17 protein-coding genes are annotated in these 17,981 nt (G+C 56.4%); 16 read left to right on the top strand and 1 reads right to left on the bottom strand.

What is annotated here, in order from left to right; all coding sequences use genetic code 11:
• Positions 1-102 precede the first annotated feature (102 nt).
• The 14 genes from K6123_RS11505 to ybaK all read left to right on the top strand — a co-directional run bounded on the left by K6123_RS11505 (position 103) and on the right by ybaK (position 14,551).
• Positions 103-4,197 carry a sensor domain-containing protein gene (locus tag K6123_RS11505; RefSeq protein WP_221797814.1) on the top strand — a complete coding sequence of 1,365 codons (4,095 nt, stop codon included), beginning with the start codon at positions 103-105 and terminating at the stop codon, positions 4,195-4,197.
• Positions 4,198-4,319: 122 nt separating this feature from the next.
• Positions 4,320-5,582, top strand: a complete 1,263-nt coding sequence (gene glyA, locus K6123_RS11500) for a serine hydroxymethyltransferase (protein ID WP_221797812.1) — start codon at positions 4,320-4,322, stop codon at positions 5,580-5,582.
• A gap of 87 nt (positions 5,583-5,669) precedes the next feature.
• Positions 5,670-6,917: a NupC/NupG family nucleoside CNT transporter gene (locus K6123_RS11495; protein ID WP_221797810.1), complete on the top strand. Its 1,248-nt coding sequence runs from the start codon at positions 5,670-5,672 to the stop codon at positions 6,915-6,917.
• A gap of 144 nt (positions 6,918-7,061) precedes the next feature.
• Entirely contained in the window at positions 7,062-7,415 is a 354-nt protein-coding gene (locus K6123_RS11490; RefSeq protein WP_221797808.1) for a hypothetical protein, read from the top strand.
• Between the two features lie 74 nt (positions 7,416-7,489).
• On the top strand, positions 7,490-7,966 hold the full coding sequence (gene nrdR / locus K6123_RS11485) for a transcriptional regulator NrdR (RefSeq protein ID WP_221797891.1): 477 nt from the start codon (positions 7,490-7,492) through the stop codon (positions 7,964-7,966).
• Entirely contained in the window at positions 7,963-9,117 is a 1,155-nt protein-coding gene (gene ribD / locus K6123_RS11480; protein WP_221797807.1) for a bifunctional diaminohydroxyphosphoribosylaminopyrimidine deaminase/5-amino-6-(5-phosphoribosylamino)uracil reductase RibD, read from the top strand. Before nrdR ends, ribD begins: the two co-directional genes overlap by 4 nt.
• Positions 9,117-9,779: a riboflavin synthase gene (locus K6123_RS11475; RefSeq protein ID WP_221797805.1), complete on the top strand. Its 663-nt coding sequence runs from the start codon at positions 9,117-9,119 to the stop codon at positions 9,777-9,779. The genes ribD and K6123_RS11475 overlap by 1 nt, the downstream gene beginning before the upstream one ends.
• A gap of 59 nt (positions 9,780-9,838) precedes the next feature.
• A complete protein-coding gene (gene ribBA / locus K6123_RS11470) occupies positions 9,839-10,954 on the top strand; it encodes a bifunctional 3,4-dihydroxy-2-butanone-4-phosphate synthase/GTP cyclohydrolase II (RefSeq protein ID WP_221797803.1) in 1,116 nt (371 codons plus the stop codon).
• A 59-nt stretch (positions 10,955-11,013) separates the two neighbouring features.
• Positions 11,014-11,490, top strand: coding sequence for a 6,7-dimethyl-8-ribityllumazine synthase (gene ribH, locus K6123_RS11465; protein WP_221797801.1), 477 nt, complete (start codon positions 11,014-11,016; stop codon positions 11,488-11,490).
• Between the two features lie 5 nt (positions 11,491-11,495).
• Positions 11,496-11,996: a transcription antitermination factor NusB gene (gene nusB, locus K6123_RS11460; RefSeq protein ID WP_221797799.1), complete on the top strand. Its 501-nt coding sequence runs from the start codon at positions 11,496-11,498 to the stop codon at positions 11,994-11,996.
• 18 nt (positions 11,997-12,014) lie between these two features.
• Complete coding sequence (thiL, locus tag K6123_RS11455; protein WP_221797797.1) at positions 12,015-12,965, top strand: thiamine-phosphate kinase; 951 nt, start codon at positions 12,015-12,017, stop codon at positions 12,963-12,965.
• A gap of 117 nt (positions 12,966-13,082) precedes the next feature.
• Positions 13,083-13,778: an SIMPL domain-containing protein gene (locus tag K6123_RS11450; RefSeq protein WP_221797795.1), complete on the top strand. Its 696-nt coding sequence runs from the start codon at positions 13,083-13,085 to the stop codon at positions 13,776-13,778.
• 39 nt (positions 13,779-13,817) lie between these two features.
• Positions 13,818-14,078: a DUF1653 domain-containing protein gene (locus K6123_RS11445; RefSeq protein ID WP_221797793.1), complete on the top strand. Its 261-nt coding sequence runs from the start codon at positions 13,818-13,820 to the stop codon at positions 14,076-14,078.
• A complete protein-coding gene (ybaK, locus tag K6123_RS11440) occupies positions 14,075-14,551 on the top strand; it encodes a Cys-tRNA(Pro) deacylase (RefSeq protein ID WP_221797791.1) in 477 nt (158 codons plus the stop codon). The genes K6123_RS11445 and ybaK overlap by 4 nt, the downstream gene beginning before the upstream one ends.
• Before the next feature lie 15 nt (positions 14,552-14,566).
• Here ybaK and K6123_RS11435 read toward each other — a convergent pair whose 3' ends face one another.
• The gene (locus K6123_RS11435; RefSeq protein WP_221797789.1) at positions 14,567-15,097 is read right to left on the bottom strand and encodes a BLUF domain-containing protein; all 531 of its coding nucleotides are present in this window, start codon (positions 15,095-15,097) and stop codon (positions 14,567-14,569) included.
• Positions 15,098-15,342: 245 nt separating this feature from the next.
• Between K6123_RS11435 and K6123_RS11430 the strand changes: the two genes are divergently transcribed.
• Both K6123_RS11430 and K6123_RS11425 read left to right on the top strand, forming a co-directional pair.
• The gene (locus K6123_RS11430; protein WP_221797787.1) at positions 15,343-17,418 is read left to right on the top strand and encodes an endonuclease; all 2,076 of its coding nucleotides are present in this window, start codon (positions 15,343-15,345) and stop codon (positions 17,416-17,418) included.
• 92 nt (positions 17,419-17,510) lie between these two features.
• On the top strand, positions 17,511-17,921 hold the full coding sequence (locus tag K6123_RS11425) for a hypothetical protein (RefSeq protein WP_221797785.1): 411 nt from the start codon (positions 17,511-17,513) through the stop codon (positions 17,919-17,921).
• Positions 17,922-17,981 lie beyond the last annotated feature (60 nt).

Below are 17,981 nucleotides of genomic sequence, written 5' to 3'. Positions count from 1 at the left end.
ATTACTGTTACAAAGCGGGTCAGGACCTCTGGGCAAGCGCCTGCCAAATGCCCTATATTGGGCAGTCAGGGCAATTACAGAAGACATCAAACAGGAAGTACTATGCCATCCTCCGGTTATAGCAGTAATCAGGACGTCCAGCCGGGGGCAAGTCGGGTACGTTTATTGGTGGTCGCAGCACTGGTGATGGTGCTGTTATCCATCGTCACCTTGTTGAACATTACCCTGAACCAGTTCGACCAGCTCGAACACCAGGCTCACAACACCACCACCGACCATGCCAGACAACTCAGCCAGGCACTGCAAACTGCAGGTCTGCTGCAATGTCAGGCCATCAGAGTCGCCAATGGCCTGCAGTTACCGGACACTCCCGATCCGCTGATCAGTAGTGCCCTCGCCGCCCGGCCGTTGGCCGTTGCCGGTAGTACTCCGGTGGTTAGCCCGGACTGGCTCAACAGCCAGCAAATCAGCAGCCTGCAGCAACAGCTTGGCCAACTGCAGACGTCCACGACCTTGATGATGCTCGACCAGCAACTGCTGTTGGTCAGCCGTTGTAACGACCAGCAATGGGCCATTAGCCAGACAGATCAGGCAGCGCTGGTCAGCAACATGACCACCAGCCACCTTGACCACCTGCAATTTGCCCTCACCAACCCGACCGTCATGCTGCGACTGCCAGCCAATGCCCCTCGCAGTCAGCCACTGGCACAAGCGCCACTGGGCGACACCGGCTGGCAGCTGCAGGTTTATGAAACCCCGGGGTATTTACTCGGCGAACTGACCAAACGACTGTCCAGTCCGCTGATTTTGATTCTGGTAATGAGTCTGGCGCTGCTGACGTCATTCCGCTTGCTGAAGGCCTCCGAGCGGGTTGCCCGTCAGGCCGAACGGCAACGCCAGCAAGCCGAAGAGCGTGCTGATCTGGTGCTGCAATCCATTGAAGACGCCTTGATCTCGACGGACCCTGACGGTCATATCAGCTATTACAACCAGCAAGCCGCGAAGCTGTTTACTCTGCACGGTAAAAACGATCCGCTGGGACAACCGCTGGCAGAGATCTGGCCACACCCACGCGCTCTCTGGACCCATGGTCTGAATGCCCGCGAACTCGAAGCCCTGCACGATCAGGGTCGTACCCTGTCGGTCGTGCACAACGGTGAAACCCGGGTACTGGAGCAAAACTACCGACCGCTGTACCGCGACCAGCAACTTGATGGCATCGTTTGGCTACTACGAGACATCAGCACCTCGGTGCGCACCCGCCGCGAGCTGGAACTCAGCCGCCAGCGTTATATGTCGCTGTTTGAAGAAGCTGGGGTGGCGCACTGGCTGCTCGACGTCAGCAACTTTGATGGCTCACTCGGCAGCCTGTCACTGGTCAATGCCAATCAGGCGGCGGTGGTTCAGTCCGGCGCCAATAACCGGCCGCAACTGCAATTACAGTTCGATGAGCTGTTCCCGGACAGCGGTGATGTGCTGATTGAACTGCTGCAGCAAATTCTCGCCGATCAACCGCGCCTGGTTGAAGGCGACCTGCAAATCCGACGTTTTGATGGCCAGTTGCGCGACCTGTCCGGCCATTTCAGCAGCGGTTTTGATCACCAGATCATGGTCTCCATGATCGATGTCACCGAGAAAAAACGCTCGGCCCAGCGCACCAGAGAACAGGAAGCGTTCTGGGCCGCCGTGATGGCGGCTATGCCGGATACCGTGCTGGTGGCCAATCTCGATGACAGACTGGCTCCACGACTGCTGTACTGTAATCGCAGCGCCGCCGAAACCCTTGGCTTCCCGCAGCCGCTGGATCATTTGCACTACGACTGGGAAGCGCATATTGCCAGCGACGACTATCTGCCAGCGTTGCGACGCTCGTTGCAGCAAGTGCGCCAGCTGAATTCCAGCCAGACACTGATTCACCGCAGTCCATTCCGTCATAAAGATGGTAGCGAACGGGTAATCCGGTTTGAGTACACCCCGTTCCATCGAGACAGCGAACGTCTGGTCGATCGTTATATCTGTACCGCTCGCGACGTCACGGAAGAAATCACCAAACAGCGCCAGATCGCTGACAGCGAAGCCCGATATCGTCTGGTCGCCGAGAACATGACCAACATCGTCTGGTCGACCGATACCCGTCTGCGCTTCACGTTTATCAGCTCGTCAATCGAACGGCTGCTGGGTTACAGCCCACAGGAACTGCAACAGCTCGGCGTTGGCGCCATTTTCAACCAGCGCGAAATTCGCCAGCTATTCCGTGAGTTCAAGCACAGCATTCAGGTGACGATGCAGCAGCACCATGAGATCACCAACCGCAACGTGCTGATTCAGCAAGACATTCAGGCCCGCAGCAAGAACGGTCAACGCTTTGTACTGGAATTACAGGCCAGCCTGTTGTGGGATGATAACGGCGAAATGGCAGGAATTCTGGGGGTTTGCCGGGATGTTACTGAAACCCGCCAGACCGAGCGCGAACTGCTGCTGGCTGCGGATGTGTTTGAAAACACCAACGAAGCGATTCTGGTTACCGACGACAAGTTCCGTATCGTCAAGGTCAACCGCGCCTTCACTCATATCACCGGTTTTACCGCTGATGAAATCATTGGTCATTCGCCCCAGAAGCTGCTCGACGACGAGCACCGCAGCAGTGAATACCTGCAAGGGCTGCTGGAAATACTGATGGCCGATAACTACTGGCAGGGCGAACTGCAATTCCGTTGCGCCAATGGCGAAGTGCGCACGTCCTGGACCGGTATCAGCATCATCCGCGACCAGGCCCGTAATATTCAGAGCCTGACCATCATTATGTCGGACATCACCGAGCGTAAGGTGATTGAGGAGCGCATTCACAAGCTGGCTTATTACGACAGCCTCACCGGACTGTCCAACCGCACCCAGTTGCATGAACGCCTCGACATCATGATGCGCATGGCCGACAACACCGGCAACACCATCGCGCTGTTGTTTATCGACCTCGACCGCTTCAAGCCGATCAACGATTCACTCGGCCATCCTGCGGGTGACCGGATTCTGGTGGAAGTTGCCAACCGGCTGCGACTGTGTGTGAAATCCAGCGATCTGGTATCACGGATGGGCGGCGACGAATTTACCGTGTGCCTTAATTTCCGCGATGGCAACGACGATCTTGCCACCGTTGCCCAGCAGGTAGCCGAACGGATTCTGAAAGAACTCAACCGACCTTATTACCTCGACAAGCACCAGCTGTTCCTCAGCGCCTCGATTGGTATCGCCATTTATCCGACCGATGCCGGCAGTGTCACCGAACTGCTGAAGAACGCCGATATGGCGATGTATCACGCCAAGGATTTTGGCCGCAATAACCTGCAGTTCTTCGATGAAGACATGAACCGCCGGGCGGTTGAGCGTATGCAGCTGGAAAACGATCTGCACCAGGTAATCCAGCGCAAGGAGCTCTATCTGATGTTCCAGCCGCAGTTCGACTCCCGCTCGCTGACGGCGGTGGGCGTAGAAACCCTGCTGCGCTGGGAGCACAGCAGTCGTGGCGATATTCCACCACAGGAGTTTATTCCGATTCTGGAAGACACCGGCCTGATCGTGCCGGTTGGCCGCTGGGTGCTGGAGCAATCCTGTCTGCACATGGCCAAATGGCTGCAGGAAGGCAGCCCGGTAGAACTGATAGCCGTGAACGTCTCGGCGCGTCAGTTCAAACATCCAAACTTTGTTAACGAAGTCAAAAACGCCATCGACCAGGCCAAGATATCTGCTCACCATCTGGAACTGGAACTGACGGAATCCATTTTGATCGACGACATCGACTACACCCTCGCTCTGCTGCATGAACTGCGCGAGCTGGGTGTGCGCATCGCCATCGACGACTTTGGCACCGGCTACTCCTCGCTGAATTACCTCAAGCAGTTCCCGGTCGACATGCTGAAGATCGACAAGAGCTTTATCCAGAACCTGCCTGCCAACCGCAGCGACGCCCAGATCACACGTACCATTATTGCCATGGCCCACAACCTTGGCCTTGGGGTGATTGCCGAAGGGGTGGAAAACTGCGACCAGCTGGAGTTCCTGGTGCGTTCGCGTTGCGAAAAGATTCAGGGCTTTATTCTGTCGCGTCCGGCCCGCGAGGAAGACCTCAAGGCCCAGCTCAATCCGGAGCCGCTGTGCTGCGCTGTCGAGTTGAGAGAACTTCAGCGACACAATGAAGAATGATCATGTGCCAGTTGAGTAATATTTAGGGTAGAATAATCGCCCTTTTTTCTTATCTCTGGCGCTGACGGCATCCTGAATGGCCGCCTGCCGCCTTTATCCACGTTACTGAGGACGCCCCGGATATGTTTAGCCGCGATATGAACATTGCCGACTTCGATCCTGACCTGTGGTCTGCCATGCAGGCAGAAAACCAGCGTCAGGAACACCACATCGAACTGATTGCTTCCGAAAACTACACCAGCCCACGCGTGATGGAAGCACAGGGCTCGCAGCTGACCAACAAATACGCCGAAGGTTACCCGGGCAAGCGTTATTACGGCGGTTGTGAACACGTTGATGTGATCGAGCAACTGGCTATCGACCGTGCCAAGGAACTGTTTGGCGCCGGTTACGCCAACGTTCAGCCGCACTCCGGCTCTCAGGCCAACGCCGCTGTTTATTTCGCGCTGTGTCAGCCTGGCGATACCGTACTGGGCATGAGCCTGGCCCACGGTGGTCACCTCACTCACGGTGCTTCCGTATCTTTCTCTGGCCGCGTTTACAACGCAGTACAGTACGGTCTGAACCCGGCAACCGGCGAAATCGACTACGAAGAAGTGGAACGTCTGGCTAACGAACACAAGCCCAAAATGATCGTGGCTGGTTTCTCTGCCTACTCACGCGTGGTTGACTGGCAGCGTTTCCGCACCATCGCGGACTCCGTTGGCGCTTACCTGTTCGTTGACATGGCCCACGTTGCCGGTCTGATCGCCGCTGGCGAGTACCCGTCTCCAGTGGGCATCGCTGACGTCGTTACCACCACCACTCACAAAACCCTGCGTGGTCCACGTGGTGGTCTGATTCTGGCGAACGACGACGAAGAGCTGAACAAGAAGCTCAACTTCGCCGTATTCCCTGAATCCCAGGGTGGCCCGCTGATGCACATCATTGCTGCCAAGGCCGTGTGCTTCAAGGAAGCCATGTCTGCTGAATACAAGGAATATCAGGCTCAGGTGCTGAAAAACGCCCGCGCGATGGCCGAAACCTTCATCAGCCGTGGTATCAACATTGTTTCCGGCGGTACTGACGACCACCTGTTCCTGGTTGACCTGATCGGTAAGGAATACTCAGGTAAGGATGCTGACGCAGCCCTCGGCCGTGCCAACATCACCGTCAACAAGAACTCTGTACCAAACGACCCACGCTCTCCATTCGTGACTTCCGGTATCCGTATCGGTAGCCCTGCTGTCACTTCCCGAGGCTTCAAGGAAGAGCAGTGTGTGGCTCTGGCTGGCTGGATCTGCGACGTGTTCGAAGGTCTGGAAAATGGCAACTCCGATGCCGTTGAAGCCGACGTGAAGGCCAAAGTGGTCGCTTTGTGCGAAGAATTCCCGGTTTACCGTTAATTCTGCCCGCCTGTCCCCTTGTGGGACAGGCACCCTCCCCCTTATAACCTGCCGCTTTCCTGGATTCCTTTTATACGGAGAGCCGCCATGCTGTTAGCGCAAGGCGTTTTTGGTCTGGTTTGTTTTATCGCCCTTGGCTGGTTATTCAGCGAACAACGCCGACAGATTAACCCCCGCATTATTATCAGTGGTCTGGCTGCCCAGCTATTGCTCGCCTTGCTGCTGTTAAAAACCCCGGGCTCTGAACACTGGTTTACGCCGCTGACCGATCTGGTTAACGCCCTGCAAGCAGCCGCCCAGCAAGGCAGTCAGTTTGTGTTTGGTTATATCGCTGGTGGTAAAACGCCGTTTGAACTGCAGTTCCCGCAACATAATTTCATCCTGACCTTTCAGGCACTGCCCTTGTTGATCGTTGTCAGCGCACTGTCCGCGCTGTTATTTCACTGGCGTCTGTTGCCACTGCTGCTACAAGGCATGTCGTGGTTATTGCAGCGCACCTTTCGGATCAGTGCGCCACTGGGACTCGGTACCGCCGCCAACGTCTTTGTTGGTATGACCGAAGCGCCGTTATTAATCCGTCCGTGTCTGGCGCAGATGAGCCGCAGCGAATTGTTTGCCCTGATGGTCACCGGTATGGCGACGCTAGCCGGCACTGTGATGGTGTTGTACGCCACCTTCCTCAACGGTGTGATGGCCGACCCAATGCGGCATATCCTGACGGCGTCATTGATCAGCGCTCCGGCGTCCCTGCTGGTCGCGCATTTATTGGTACCTGGCGATGGTCTTGATGGCCGTCTTGATCAACAGCAACTGCGCAGTCCGTATCACAGCAGCATGGATGCCGTAACCACCGGCACACTGGCCGGGCTGCAACTGTGGCTCAATGTCGTCGCCTTGCTCCTGGTGCTTGTGGCGCTGGTAGCCCTGGCCAATATGGGGCTGGGGTTGCTGCCGGATGTGGCGGGAGAACCATTAACTTTCCAGCGCCTGCTGGGCTGGTTGATGGCGCCACTGGCCTGGCTGACCGGCATTCCGTGGCCGGAAGCCCGCATCGCTGGCAGCCTGCTGGGCATAAAGACCATTCTCAATGAAATGATCGCCTACCTGCAGCTGATCGAAATCGCGCCGGGTCAACTGTCTGACCGCAGCGTGATTATCACCACCTACGCCCTGTGCGGCTTCGCCAATATCAGCAGCCTCGGCATTCTGATTGGCGGGCTGACGTATATGGCGCCACAACGGGGCAAGGAAATCACCGCACTGGGCTGGAAGGCACTGGCTGGCGGAACACTGGCGACCCTGATGACTGCGGCTATTGTCGGATTGCTCATTTAGCCGGAATCAGCAGTTTCACCAGGCTATTAACCGCTTGCACCAGATCAGTAAAACAGTCTGATCCAGTACGATTTTTCATTGATTCGTAAAACAATCGTCATAGAATCAGCGCGTCTCTTCATTGGCCCTGTTCAAGGAGCTGCGATGACTACTTCAAGCGAATGCGCGTGTGGCTGGACTCCCATCAATGAATCCGGCCTGATGGCCCGGATCAGCGAAGCCATTGCCCAGCTGACACCGGAAACCAGCCGCTTCTGGCAACTGGTTAAAATCCCCACCGCGGAAATCTGGCAACAACACCCCTGGGCCGACGAAGGCTGCGGTTTCTGGGTCGTCGCCATCTTTGGCCGCTACTGCATCTACTTCAACGATGTGACCCAGGGCTTTGCTGTCAGTCCGTTCCGTCAGTGGGGCAACATCGACCAGTTTGACCATACGCCACACAACCTCAGTGAGCTGCTGAGAAGCTTGTCGGAGCCGCAAGCAGCCATTGCCTGAGGACCGCTGGCGGAGTAGAATCGCGCGCTTTGGCTTTTGCCCCAATCCGCGCTCTTTATTTGTCAACTCCGCCTATGCACTGTCCATTCTGCTCACATCCGGAAACCAAGGTAGTTGACTCTCGTCTGATGGCCGACGGCAGCCAGGTGCGTCGTCGTCGTGAATGCCTGGGCTGTAACGAGCGTTTCACTACGTTTGAGGCGGTTGAACTGACGCTGCCACTGGTGATCAAGCGCAACGGCGAACGCGAAACCTTTCTCGAAAGCAAGCTGCGCAGCGGCGTATTGCGGTCACTGGAAAAGCGTCCGGTACCGGCCGATAACACCGAAGCCGCAGTCAACCACATTCTCAAAAACATCCGTAACCTGCACGAAAAAGAAATCAGCAGCCGCCAGATCGGCGAACTGGTGATGGCCGAATTACGCCAGCTCGATCAGGTTGCCTATGTCCGTTTTGCCTCGGTCTATCGCAGCTTTCAGGATATTGATGAGTTCCGTGCTGAAATCGACCAGCTGTGCCAGCAGGCCCCTGACCATGAGTACGCCAAATGATCCATCTTGACGAATACTGGATGGCCAAGGCGCTGCAACTGGCCGCTCAAGGTCTCTATTCCACCAGCCCCAATCCCCGCGTTGGTTGTGTCATCGTCAAGGATGGCCTGCCGGTGGGAGAAGGCTGGCATCAGCAAGCCGGTGGCCCCCACGCCGAAGTCCACGCCTTGCGCATGGCTGGTGAACTGGCTCGTGGTGCTACCGCCTATGTCACGCTGGAACCCTGCAGCCATTTTGGCCGTACCCCACCCTGCGCCAACGCACTGATTGAAGCCGGAGTCAGCCGCGTGGTGGGTGCCGTACGAGACCCCAATCCTCAAGTCGGCGGTCGCGGTTTTAATCGGCTGCGTGAAGCCGGTATTGAAGTGATGGAGTCCTGCCTTGAAAGCCAGGCGGCCGCCCTCAACAGCGGTTTTATGAAACGCATGCGTACCGGTTTACCACTGGTACGGGTCAAGCTGGCCCAGAGCCTCGACGGCCGCACCGCCATGCAAAGCGGTGAAAGCCAGTGGATTACCGGCCCACAGGCGCGTCAGGACGTGCAACGACTGCGCGCCCGCAGTTGTGCGGTGCTGACCGGGGCGGATTCAGTGCTGATTGATAATCCATCAATGACGGTACGGCCTGCCGAAACCGCTATCGAACAACCGGCCCATCTTTGGCGTCAGCCTTTACGAGTGCTGGTCGACAGCCGCTTGCGCGTGCCAGCCAACGCCAAACTGTTCCAGCAAGCCGGGCCGGTACTGGTGGCGACCCTCGCCGACGTTGACGATGGTAAACTGGCGGCAGCAACCGCTGAACAGACCACGCCGGACAACGTCCGCTACTGGCAAGGTCAGCCAACCGCAGCAGGCCAGCTGAATCTGACCGAATTGTTATTACAGCTGGGCAAACAAGGTTGTAACGAAGTACTGGTAGAAACCGGCGCACGGCTGGCGGGGGCTTTTGTTGCTGCCGGGCTGGTTGATGAACTGGTTGTCTATACTGCCCCTACACTGCTGGGCTCAGACGCCCGGCCCTTGCTGCAACTGCCGTTTGAATGCATGAATCAGCAGCTGCGCTGGCACTGGCAAGACGTCCGCATGGTCGGTAACGACCTGCGTCTGACACTGACGCCGCTGCCTGCAGCCGCTGACACAAAGGAAAACTGATGTTTACAGGTATCATTGAAGCGCTCGGCACCATCAGCTCGGTGGAATCGGTTGCTGGCGATATTCGCCTCACCATCCACACTGGCAGCCTCGATCTGGCCGATGTCAAACTGGGTGACAGCATCGCCACCAACGGTGTCTGTCTGACCGTGGTTGGTTTGACCGGCAGCGGTTTTGTCGCCGACGTGTCGCGCGAGTCACTGGCCCACACCCGCATTGGTGAATGGCAGTCCGGTACCCGGGTCAACCTTGAAAAGGCACTGCTGCCAACCACCCGTCTGGGCGGCCATATGGTCAGCGGCCACGTTGATGGTGTTGGCAAGGTGATCAGCCGCCAGGCCGATGCCCGTTCGATTCGTTTTGAAGTCGAAGCACCGCAAGAACTGCGTCGCTATATCGCTGCTAAAGGTTCAATTACGGTGGATGGCGTCAGCCTCACCGCCAATGACCTCACCAGCAACGGCTTTACCCTGAACATAGTGCCGCACACCGCGGCAGAAACTACCCTGATTTCCATTCAGGCGGGTGACCAGGTACACCTGGAAGTTGATATGATTGCCCGATATCTGGAGCAGTTACTGACGCCCCGGAATGGTGAAAGCAAGTCAAATATTACGACCGCGTTTCTGGCAGAACACGGCTTTATGAATCGGTCCCGCTAACGCCGGATCAAGCCACCCGCAAGCCAACACACAGATACGCAACGAGTAAAAGGCGCAACATGGCACTGAACAGCATCGAAGAAATTGTCGCCGATATTCACGCCGGCAAAATGGTCATCCTGATGGATGACGAAGATCGCGAAAACGAAGGCGACATTATTGTTGCCGCAGAAAAGGTAACTCCGGAAATCATCAACTTCATGGCTAGCGAAGCACGCGGCCTGATTTGTCTGACCCTCACCGGTGAGCGTTGTGATTTCCTTGGCCTGCCGGCCATGGTTACCAGCAATGGCGCCAGCTTCTCGACGCCATTTACGGTATCGATTGAAGCTGCCGAAGGCGTCACTACCGGTATTTCAGCGGCAGACCGCGCCCGTACCATTCAGGCCGCCGTCAACCCGATGGGCAAACCAGCCGACATCGTTCAGCCGGGCCATATTTTCCCGCTGCGCGCTCGTCCGGGTGGCGTTTTGAGCCGTGCCGGTCATACTGAAGCCGGTTGTGATCTGACCCGTCTGGCTGGTCTGATCCCGGCGGCAGCGATTGTTGAAGTGATGAACCCGGACGGCACCATGGCGCGGCGGCCGGAGCTGGAAGTGTTTGCCGAAAAACACGGCATCAAGATCGGCACCATCGCCGACCTGATTCACTACCGCATCGCCAACGAAAAAACCGTTGAACTGGTGAGCAAGGAAAGTGTTTGCACCGAATTCGGTGAATTCACCCTGCACACCTTCCGCGACACCATTCAGGGTGACACCCACCTGGCCATGACCATGGGTGAGATCAAGGCTGATGAGCCTTGCCTGGTGCGGGTACAAACCAACAACTATCTGCGTGACGTGCTCGGCATGAAACCTCGCAGTGGCTCCAACTGGTCATCCCAGCACGCCATGCAACGCATCGCCGAAGAAGGCTGCGGTGTATTTGTGCTGCTGTCAGTGGGCCAGCCAGAAGACATCGATGCCAGCCTGGACGACTATTTTGGTCGCGCCCGGCCGGTTCGTAGCCCCAACAAGGACAGCTCCGGTGCCTTCCTGACCATTGGTACCGGCTCGCAGATTTTGTGTGAACTGGGCGTGCAGAAAATGCGTCTGCTCAGCTCGGAAATGAAATACAGTGGCATCTCGGGTTTTGGTCTCGAAATTACCGAATACCTGTCCCTCGATGCCTGATAGCGGTGTCTGTTTACAGCGCCTGACAGAACGAACAAGACTGAATTACTGGAACTGATATGAAAAACATTCAAACCATCGAAGGAAAACTGACCCCCAACGACGGCAAATACGCAATCGTCGTTGGTCGCTGGAACGCATTTGTGGTGGAAAGCCTGCTGGAAGGTGCCGTTGACAGCCTGATGCGTCACGGTGTTGAAGAAGACAACATCACCATCATTCGTGCTCCAGGCGCGTTTGAAATCCCGCTGGTTGTACAGCGTGTGGCCGCTTCTGAAAAATACGACGCCATCATCGCTTTGGGTGCGGTAATCCGTGGTGGTACCCCACACTTCGAATACGTGGCTGGCGAATGCACCAAGGGTCTGGCTTCTGTGTCGCTGGAATACGGCATCCCGGTATCCTTCGGCGTACTGACTGTCGACAGCATCGAACAGGCCATCGAACGCTCTGGCACCAAGGCAGGCAACAAGGGCGAAGAAGCCGCTATGTCTGCGTTTGAAATGGTGTCTCTGCTGAACGCCCTGGAGGATTAATCCGAATGTCTCGTGCTTCCGGCAACCACAAACCAAGCCCGGCTGCGCGTCGCAAGGCGCGTCGTTTCGCGGTACAGGCGCTGTATCAGTGGCAACTGGCAGGTGCAAACCTGAGCCAGATTGAAGCTGAATTTCGTGCCGACAACGACATGAGCAAGGTCGACCTGGAATATTTCCACGACATCTTGCATGGCGTGCCGAAGGATTGCGCGACACTGGATGAGAAAATCACGCCACTGCTGGATCGTCGACTGGATGAAATGACTCCGGTCGAGCTGTCGATCCTGCGTCTGGGTGCTTACGAAATGCTGCGTCGGATCGACGTGCCTTATAAGGTTGTCATCAACGAATCCGTTGAACTGGCAAAAACCTTTGGCGCCACCGACGGCCACAAGTTTGTTAACGGTGTTCTCGACAAACTGGCGCAGCGTGAACGTATGGTAGAAATTCGCGGCAACCGCGGTCAGGCCAAAGCGGCCGAGCCAAGCAAGCCCAGCGAACGTTAAACAGTTCCATCCCGCACGATGAATTCAGAGTTTGAACTGATTCAGTCTTGCTTCAGCGAAGGGTATCCGGTCAGTCCGGATACCCTTCTTGCTATTGGCGACGACGCTTCCATTGTTATTCCCCCGAACGGCCAGCGGCTGGTACAAAGTCTCGACAGCCAGGTCGCCGATGTCCATTTCCCGGCCTCTGCGCCTGCCAACCTGATCGCCCAACGCGCCTTGCGCTGTGCTGTCAGTGATCTGGCAGCGATGGGTGCCAGACCGCAGGGTTTTCTGCTCGGTCTGACGCTACCCGACAACCAGACAGCCTGGCTCAACGACTTTGCCAGCGGCTTGCGGGCCGCCGCCCATGAGTGCGGCATCAGCCTGATCGGCGGCGATACCACACGCGGTCAGCAACTGGTCATCAGCGTGATGGTGCAAGGCTGGATTGACTCCGCTCACACCGGTCTGCCCCGTTCGGCAGCCCAGCCAACGGATGATATCTGGGTCAGTGGTGTATTGGGCGAATCGGCACTGGCGCTGCCGCGTATTCTCAAGCAGCCCGACTGGCAAGACGGTCTGGCCCGTGCCTACTATTTCCCGCAACCACGGCTGGCACTTGGCCAGGCACTGCACGGCATTGCCCATGCAGCGATGGATATTTCCGATGGTCTGCTACAGGACGCTGGCCATATTGCCCAGGCCTCGCGGCTACAACTGGTCCTTAACGGCGAACAAATCCCCAGCGCCGTTGCCCTCGGTCACCCGGACTGGCCTACCTGCCTTAATGGTGGTGATGACTACGAGCTGCTGTTTACTGCAGCTGTCAGCCAGCGTTTGGCGATCGAACAGCTGAGTCAGCAACTGCATCTGCCGCTCAGCCGTATTGGCCACTGTCAGCCCTGCGATGATGGCAAAGCCGGTGTTGAACTGCTGGCAGATGGGCTGCCAGTCACACTGGCACGTGGTGGTTTTCAACATTTTTGAAACTGTCACGACTTTCCGGGCTCAATAGCTAGACGTTCGATTGCCGGGCAGCAAGCGCAGCTGCCGTTAAAAAAACAAAAGCGAAAACGACTGAGAACAGGATCAAGGAAACGACCGATGAAACCACTTGCGACCACCTTCTTGTGCCTGCTGGCCTTCACCGGCAGCCACGCAGCAATGGCCGGAGAAAGCCGTTATGTACAGGTTAACGCCAGCGCTGAAGTCGAAGCCATGCCGGACTACATGCTGCTGAACCTGCAAATCAGTGACACCCAGCCATCGCTGGCACAAGCCAAACAGAGTGTTGATCAGGCCTTCGCCAGCCTGCTGCAAACCAGTCAGGCACTGAATCTGGACGAAGCGGATATTCGCGCTGAACAGATCCGTAATTACCCGCGCTACCAGTGGGTCAAGAGTGAGCGTCAGTACACCGGCGAAGAAGTCAGCCGCAGCGTGGTGATCACATTGCGCGATCTGGAGCAGTACAACAGCCTGATAGGCCAACTGCTGGAAATTCCCCAGGTGCGGATTCAGCAAAGTGAATTCCGCTTTGATGACCCCCAGCAACTGGCTGATCAGGCCTTGCAGGCAGCCTTGCTGAAAGCCCGTCAGAAGGCCAAACTGATGGCCTCAACACTGGATGAGAAGCTCGGCGAGGTAATCAGCATTGCTGAAACCGGCGGCAACATGCCGGTAGTCATGATGGCCAAAGCCAATATGGCGATGGCCGAAGCCGCGCCAGCCAGCACCCGCATGCTGGTGCAGAAACAGACCATCAGCGCCAGTGTTGATGTCCGATTTGAACTCGACTGATTCCTTCCCAGCAGGGACAGCACAGCAACAGAGCCAGCCATGAAAAATACTGATACCAGTTCACCAGCCGCGCCCCAGCCCGGCCGTTATCGCCACTACAAGGGCATGGAATATGAAGTCTTTGGTCTGGTGCGCCACAGTGAAACCGAAGAATGGCTGGTGCACTACCGCACTCTTTATGGCGATTTCAGCCATTGGGTGCGGCCACTGGCAATGTTCACCGAACAGGTAGAGGTTAATGGCGAGCCGGTTGCCCGCTTTGAATATGTTGGCAGCATGGACGCGGAGGCCAGTGTATGACCCCGGCAATCAAGGCTGCCGAAAAAGCCAAAGTCAGCCACCAGGTGCATGAATACCACCACGACCCGCGCGCTGAGTCCTACGGACTGGAAGCCGCTGAAGCGCTTGGCATCGCCCCCGAACGGGTGTTCAAAACCCTGCTGGTGTCACTGACTGGCCACAAAAGCCAGCTGGCGGTCGGCATCGTGCCGGTGAATCACCAGCTCAGTCTGAAAGCCATTGCCAAGGCTCTGGGGGCCAAAAAAGCCGAAATGGCTGATCCCAAACTGGCCGAGAAAACCACCGGTTACGTGGTTGGTGGTATCAGCCCGTTGGGGCAGAAAAAAGCGCTGCCAACGGTACTCGACAGCAGCGCCGAACAACATCCAACCATTCATGTGTCGGCCGGCCGCCGGGGCCTGGAAATTGAGTTGTCGGCCGCCGATCTGGTCAGCCTGACGCGTGGCCAACTGGCCGCCATTGCCGCGGAGTGAAGCAAATTTGCTCACTCACGCGTCATGATTGATTCCCAACACCTTGCCCAGCTTGCCCCACAAGCCGGTCTGTTTATTAACCGGCTGAGCCGTGAGGTCCAACTGGGCTGTTGTTGCAATGCTGGCTGGACTGGCCTGACAGAAAAACAGCATCAGTTCGTCGATCAAGGCTTCCTGGAAACGGAACGGGTTGAATACCTCGACGTTACGTTCCTGCAGGAAAGTCTTGACCTCCTGCTCTGCGGATACATATTTCATCGACCAGTCTGAAAACAGCCGTTCCTGAATACCATGCATGCGCAGAATGCGGGCATGGCTGTGGCGAGAGTCCTGCTGAATGCGGGCATAAGTAGCCTGTACCAGCTCCCGTTCTCCCTCCAGACACTGAAAGAAAAAACCATCGCCATAAAACAGCACGCCACCAATATGGTCACGACTGTTATTGCGGCGGCTCTGACTGAGAATACTGCCAATTGCCGGATCAATCGCAGCGCGTCCAACTGAGTTGGACTTGCTGGCATAAACCAAACGAATCAGATTGCTCATAGTCGCTCCTGGCCTTTCACAATCGATACAACCCTTATACAAGAATTATTCAAAAAAAGCCTGCTCTGTTATCTCCCACACAGAACAGTCCGTTGATACAGCGACCAGCTGCTCAAATTTCGACCGCTGTTCAGGGTGTCACAGTAATTACCTTTCCATGTCATATATCAACCCTAGTCTTCGCTCCCGCCTCTCGTGTTTACAAAACCCTACACAAAAAACCGGATACCAAGCGGAAGACCATCATGAACATAACCCTTTCCCGAGCACTATGGATTGCCGGGCTGGTTACACTGGCCAGTACCGCCAGCGCGAACGTCGCCAACGGCGACTTCGAAAGCTGGAGCGGCACCACGCCAGCCAGCTGGACCACCATCGACAGCGGCATCAGTGTTACGCCCACCAGCAGCGTCGTACATGGCGGCAGCCAGGCCGCAGCCATTGCGGTCAACACCGCCACCCAGGCTTCCACCGACCTGCGTCAGAGCATCGATGTTGTCAGTGGCGAAACCTACGATTTTTCAGTGTGGGTCTATCACACCGAAGGCAACGTACAGGCCCGCCTTTACGTTGGTGACTACCAGAATTATTCCGACAACAGCCTGACGGGACAGTGGCAGCAGCTCAGCTACAGCTATACCGCCAGCAGCACAGGCTCGCTGGAAGTTGGCCTGCGGTTCTATGATCAAACAGGATTTGATGGCTCTGAGCTGGTTTATATCGATGATTTCGAGCCAAATGACGGCTCCGCTTCCGATAGCGGTAGCGGTAGCGATTCAGGTACTGACAGCGGTACCGGCAGCTGCACCAACGTCGACGTCAACCTGACAACCGATAACTATGGTGCGGAAACCAGCTGGAGCATTACGGATACCAGCGGCAGTGCGGTTGCCAGCGGTAGCGGTTACGACAGCAACAGCGACTACAGCGTGTATTCCTGTCTGCAGGACGGCAGCTATACCTTCACCATTACCGATGCCTATGGCGACGGCATTTGCTGCTCCTACGGCAACGGTTCCTGGGCGCTGGTCGTGGACGGTACCGAAGTCCTCAGTGGTGACCAGTTTGCCAGCAGCGACGGTGGAAATTTCATCGTTAGCACGACAGACAGTGGTTCAGACACAGGCACGGATACCGGTACTGACACAGGTACTGGAAGCGGCAGCGATACAGGTTCAGGCTCAGCCAGCTGCATCAGCGGCACTTTCAGCCTCACCACCGACAACTATGGCGCTGAAACCAGCTGGCAAATCACCGACAGCAGCTCCGCCACCGTCGCCAGTGGTAATGGCTACAGCGGCAACACCAGCTACTCTGAAGCCCTCTGCCTTGATGAAGGCGATTACACCTTCACCATCAGCGACAGCTATGGCGACGGCATTTGCTGCAGCTATGGCGATGGCTCCTACGACCTGAGCTTTGACGGCAGCAGTGTTGCCAGCGGCAGCAGCTTTGGTGACAGCGAAAGCACCAGCTTTACCCTGGGTACAGATTCCGGCACAGATACCGGTTCTGGCTCCGGCACCGACACGGGAACCGGCAGCAGTGATCTGAGTGGTTATTACGCCGACGCCAATGGCCTCAGTGGTTATGCCCTCAAGTCCGCTCTCAGCGCCATTATCAGCTCCGGCCACAGTGCCCAGAGCTATAGCGCCCTGTGGACTTTCTACAGCAACTACGAGCGCGACAACTACTACGAAGCCGATGGTTCGGTGCTGGATATCTATTCCGAAAACCCGACTGGCAGCGACCCATATACCTACACCAGCTCAGCAGATCAATGTGGCAGCTACAGTGATGAAGGTTCCTGCTACAACCGTGAGCACTCGTTCCCGAAAAGCTGGTTCAACGACCAGACCCCAATGTACACCGACGTCCACCATATTTTTGCCAGCGACGGCTATGTGAATGGCAAGCGTAGCAACTACCCGTATGGTGAAGTGGGTTCAGCGACCTTTACTTCCAGCAATGGCTCCAAGCTCGGCAGCGCCGCAAGTGGTCTGGGCTACAGCGGTACCGTGTTTGAGCCGATTGATGAATTCAAGGGCGATCTGGCGCGCGCCTACTTCTATATGGCGACCCGTTACGAAAGCCAGATTGGCAGCTGGCAAGGCAATACCAGCTACAGTGATGCGGTACTCGACGGCAGCAGTGATCAGGTCTTCGAAGACTGGTTCCTCGCTGTACTGCTGAGCTGGAACAGCGCCGACCCGGTTAGCCAGAAGGAAATCGACCGTAACGACGCCGCTTACAGCTTCCAGGGCAACCGCAACCCGTTTGTTGACCACCCGGAACTAGTCGAGGCCATATGGGGCAATTGATCATTGCCAACCTGGCCTGCTCGTAAACAGGCCAAACCGTCACCTTGTCGCAGTAGCGACAAGGTGACAATCCCACCAAACATTCCTGTGCATTGAGCTACATCAATATTCAATCAGGAAAATTTATCAGCCATATAGCCTTTTTCAAGTCCTTGATTTGGCGCAAGAAAGTTTTCATTCAGCCAGATTCCGGTTGGCACAGCCAGATTGGTATGACCTTCGCACCAGAGATAACAGCGACCGAGGCAAGCAGCGCAGAAATTACAATACGACCCGGTTGCGCAACCAACCAGATCAGGAGAAAGACCATGGCTGAATTTTTCGTCAACAAACAAGCAGACTCCGACCACACAGTTCACCTGTCCACTTGTGGACAACTGCCTGCCCAGGAGCAGCTGATGTACATAGGTTCGTACGCCAGCGCCCAGGCAGCTTACAAGATTGCGACCGGCTATTACCCGGCGGTGAGCTACTGTCCGGATTGCCTGCCAAAAGCGTCCTGAGCGGACGACACTGCAGCCTGGTCCTGTGATTGGGTTGCTGCCAGGCTGCAGTGTCATTTT

The sequence above is a fragment of the Oceanobacter mangrovi genome, from assembly GCF_019740315.1.
Taxonomy (GTDB): Bacteria; Pseudomonadota; Gammaproteobacteria; order Pseudomonadales; family Oceanobacteraceae; genus Oceanobacter; species Oceanobacter mangrovi.
Note: the sequence above shows the minus strand (reverse complement) of the source record. Positions and strands in the feature narration are given on the sequence as shown.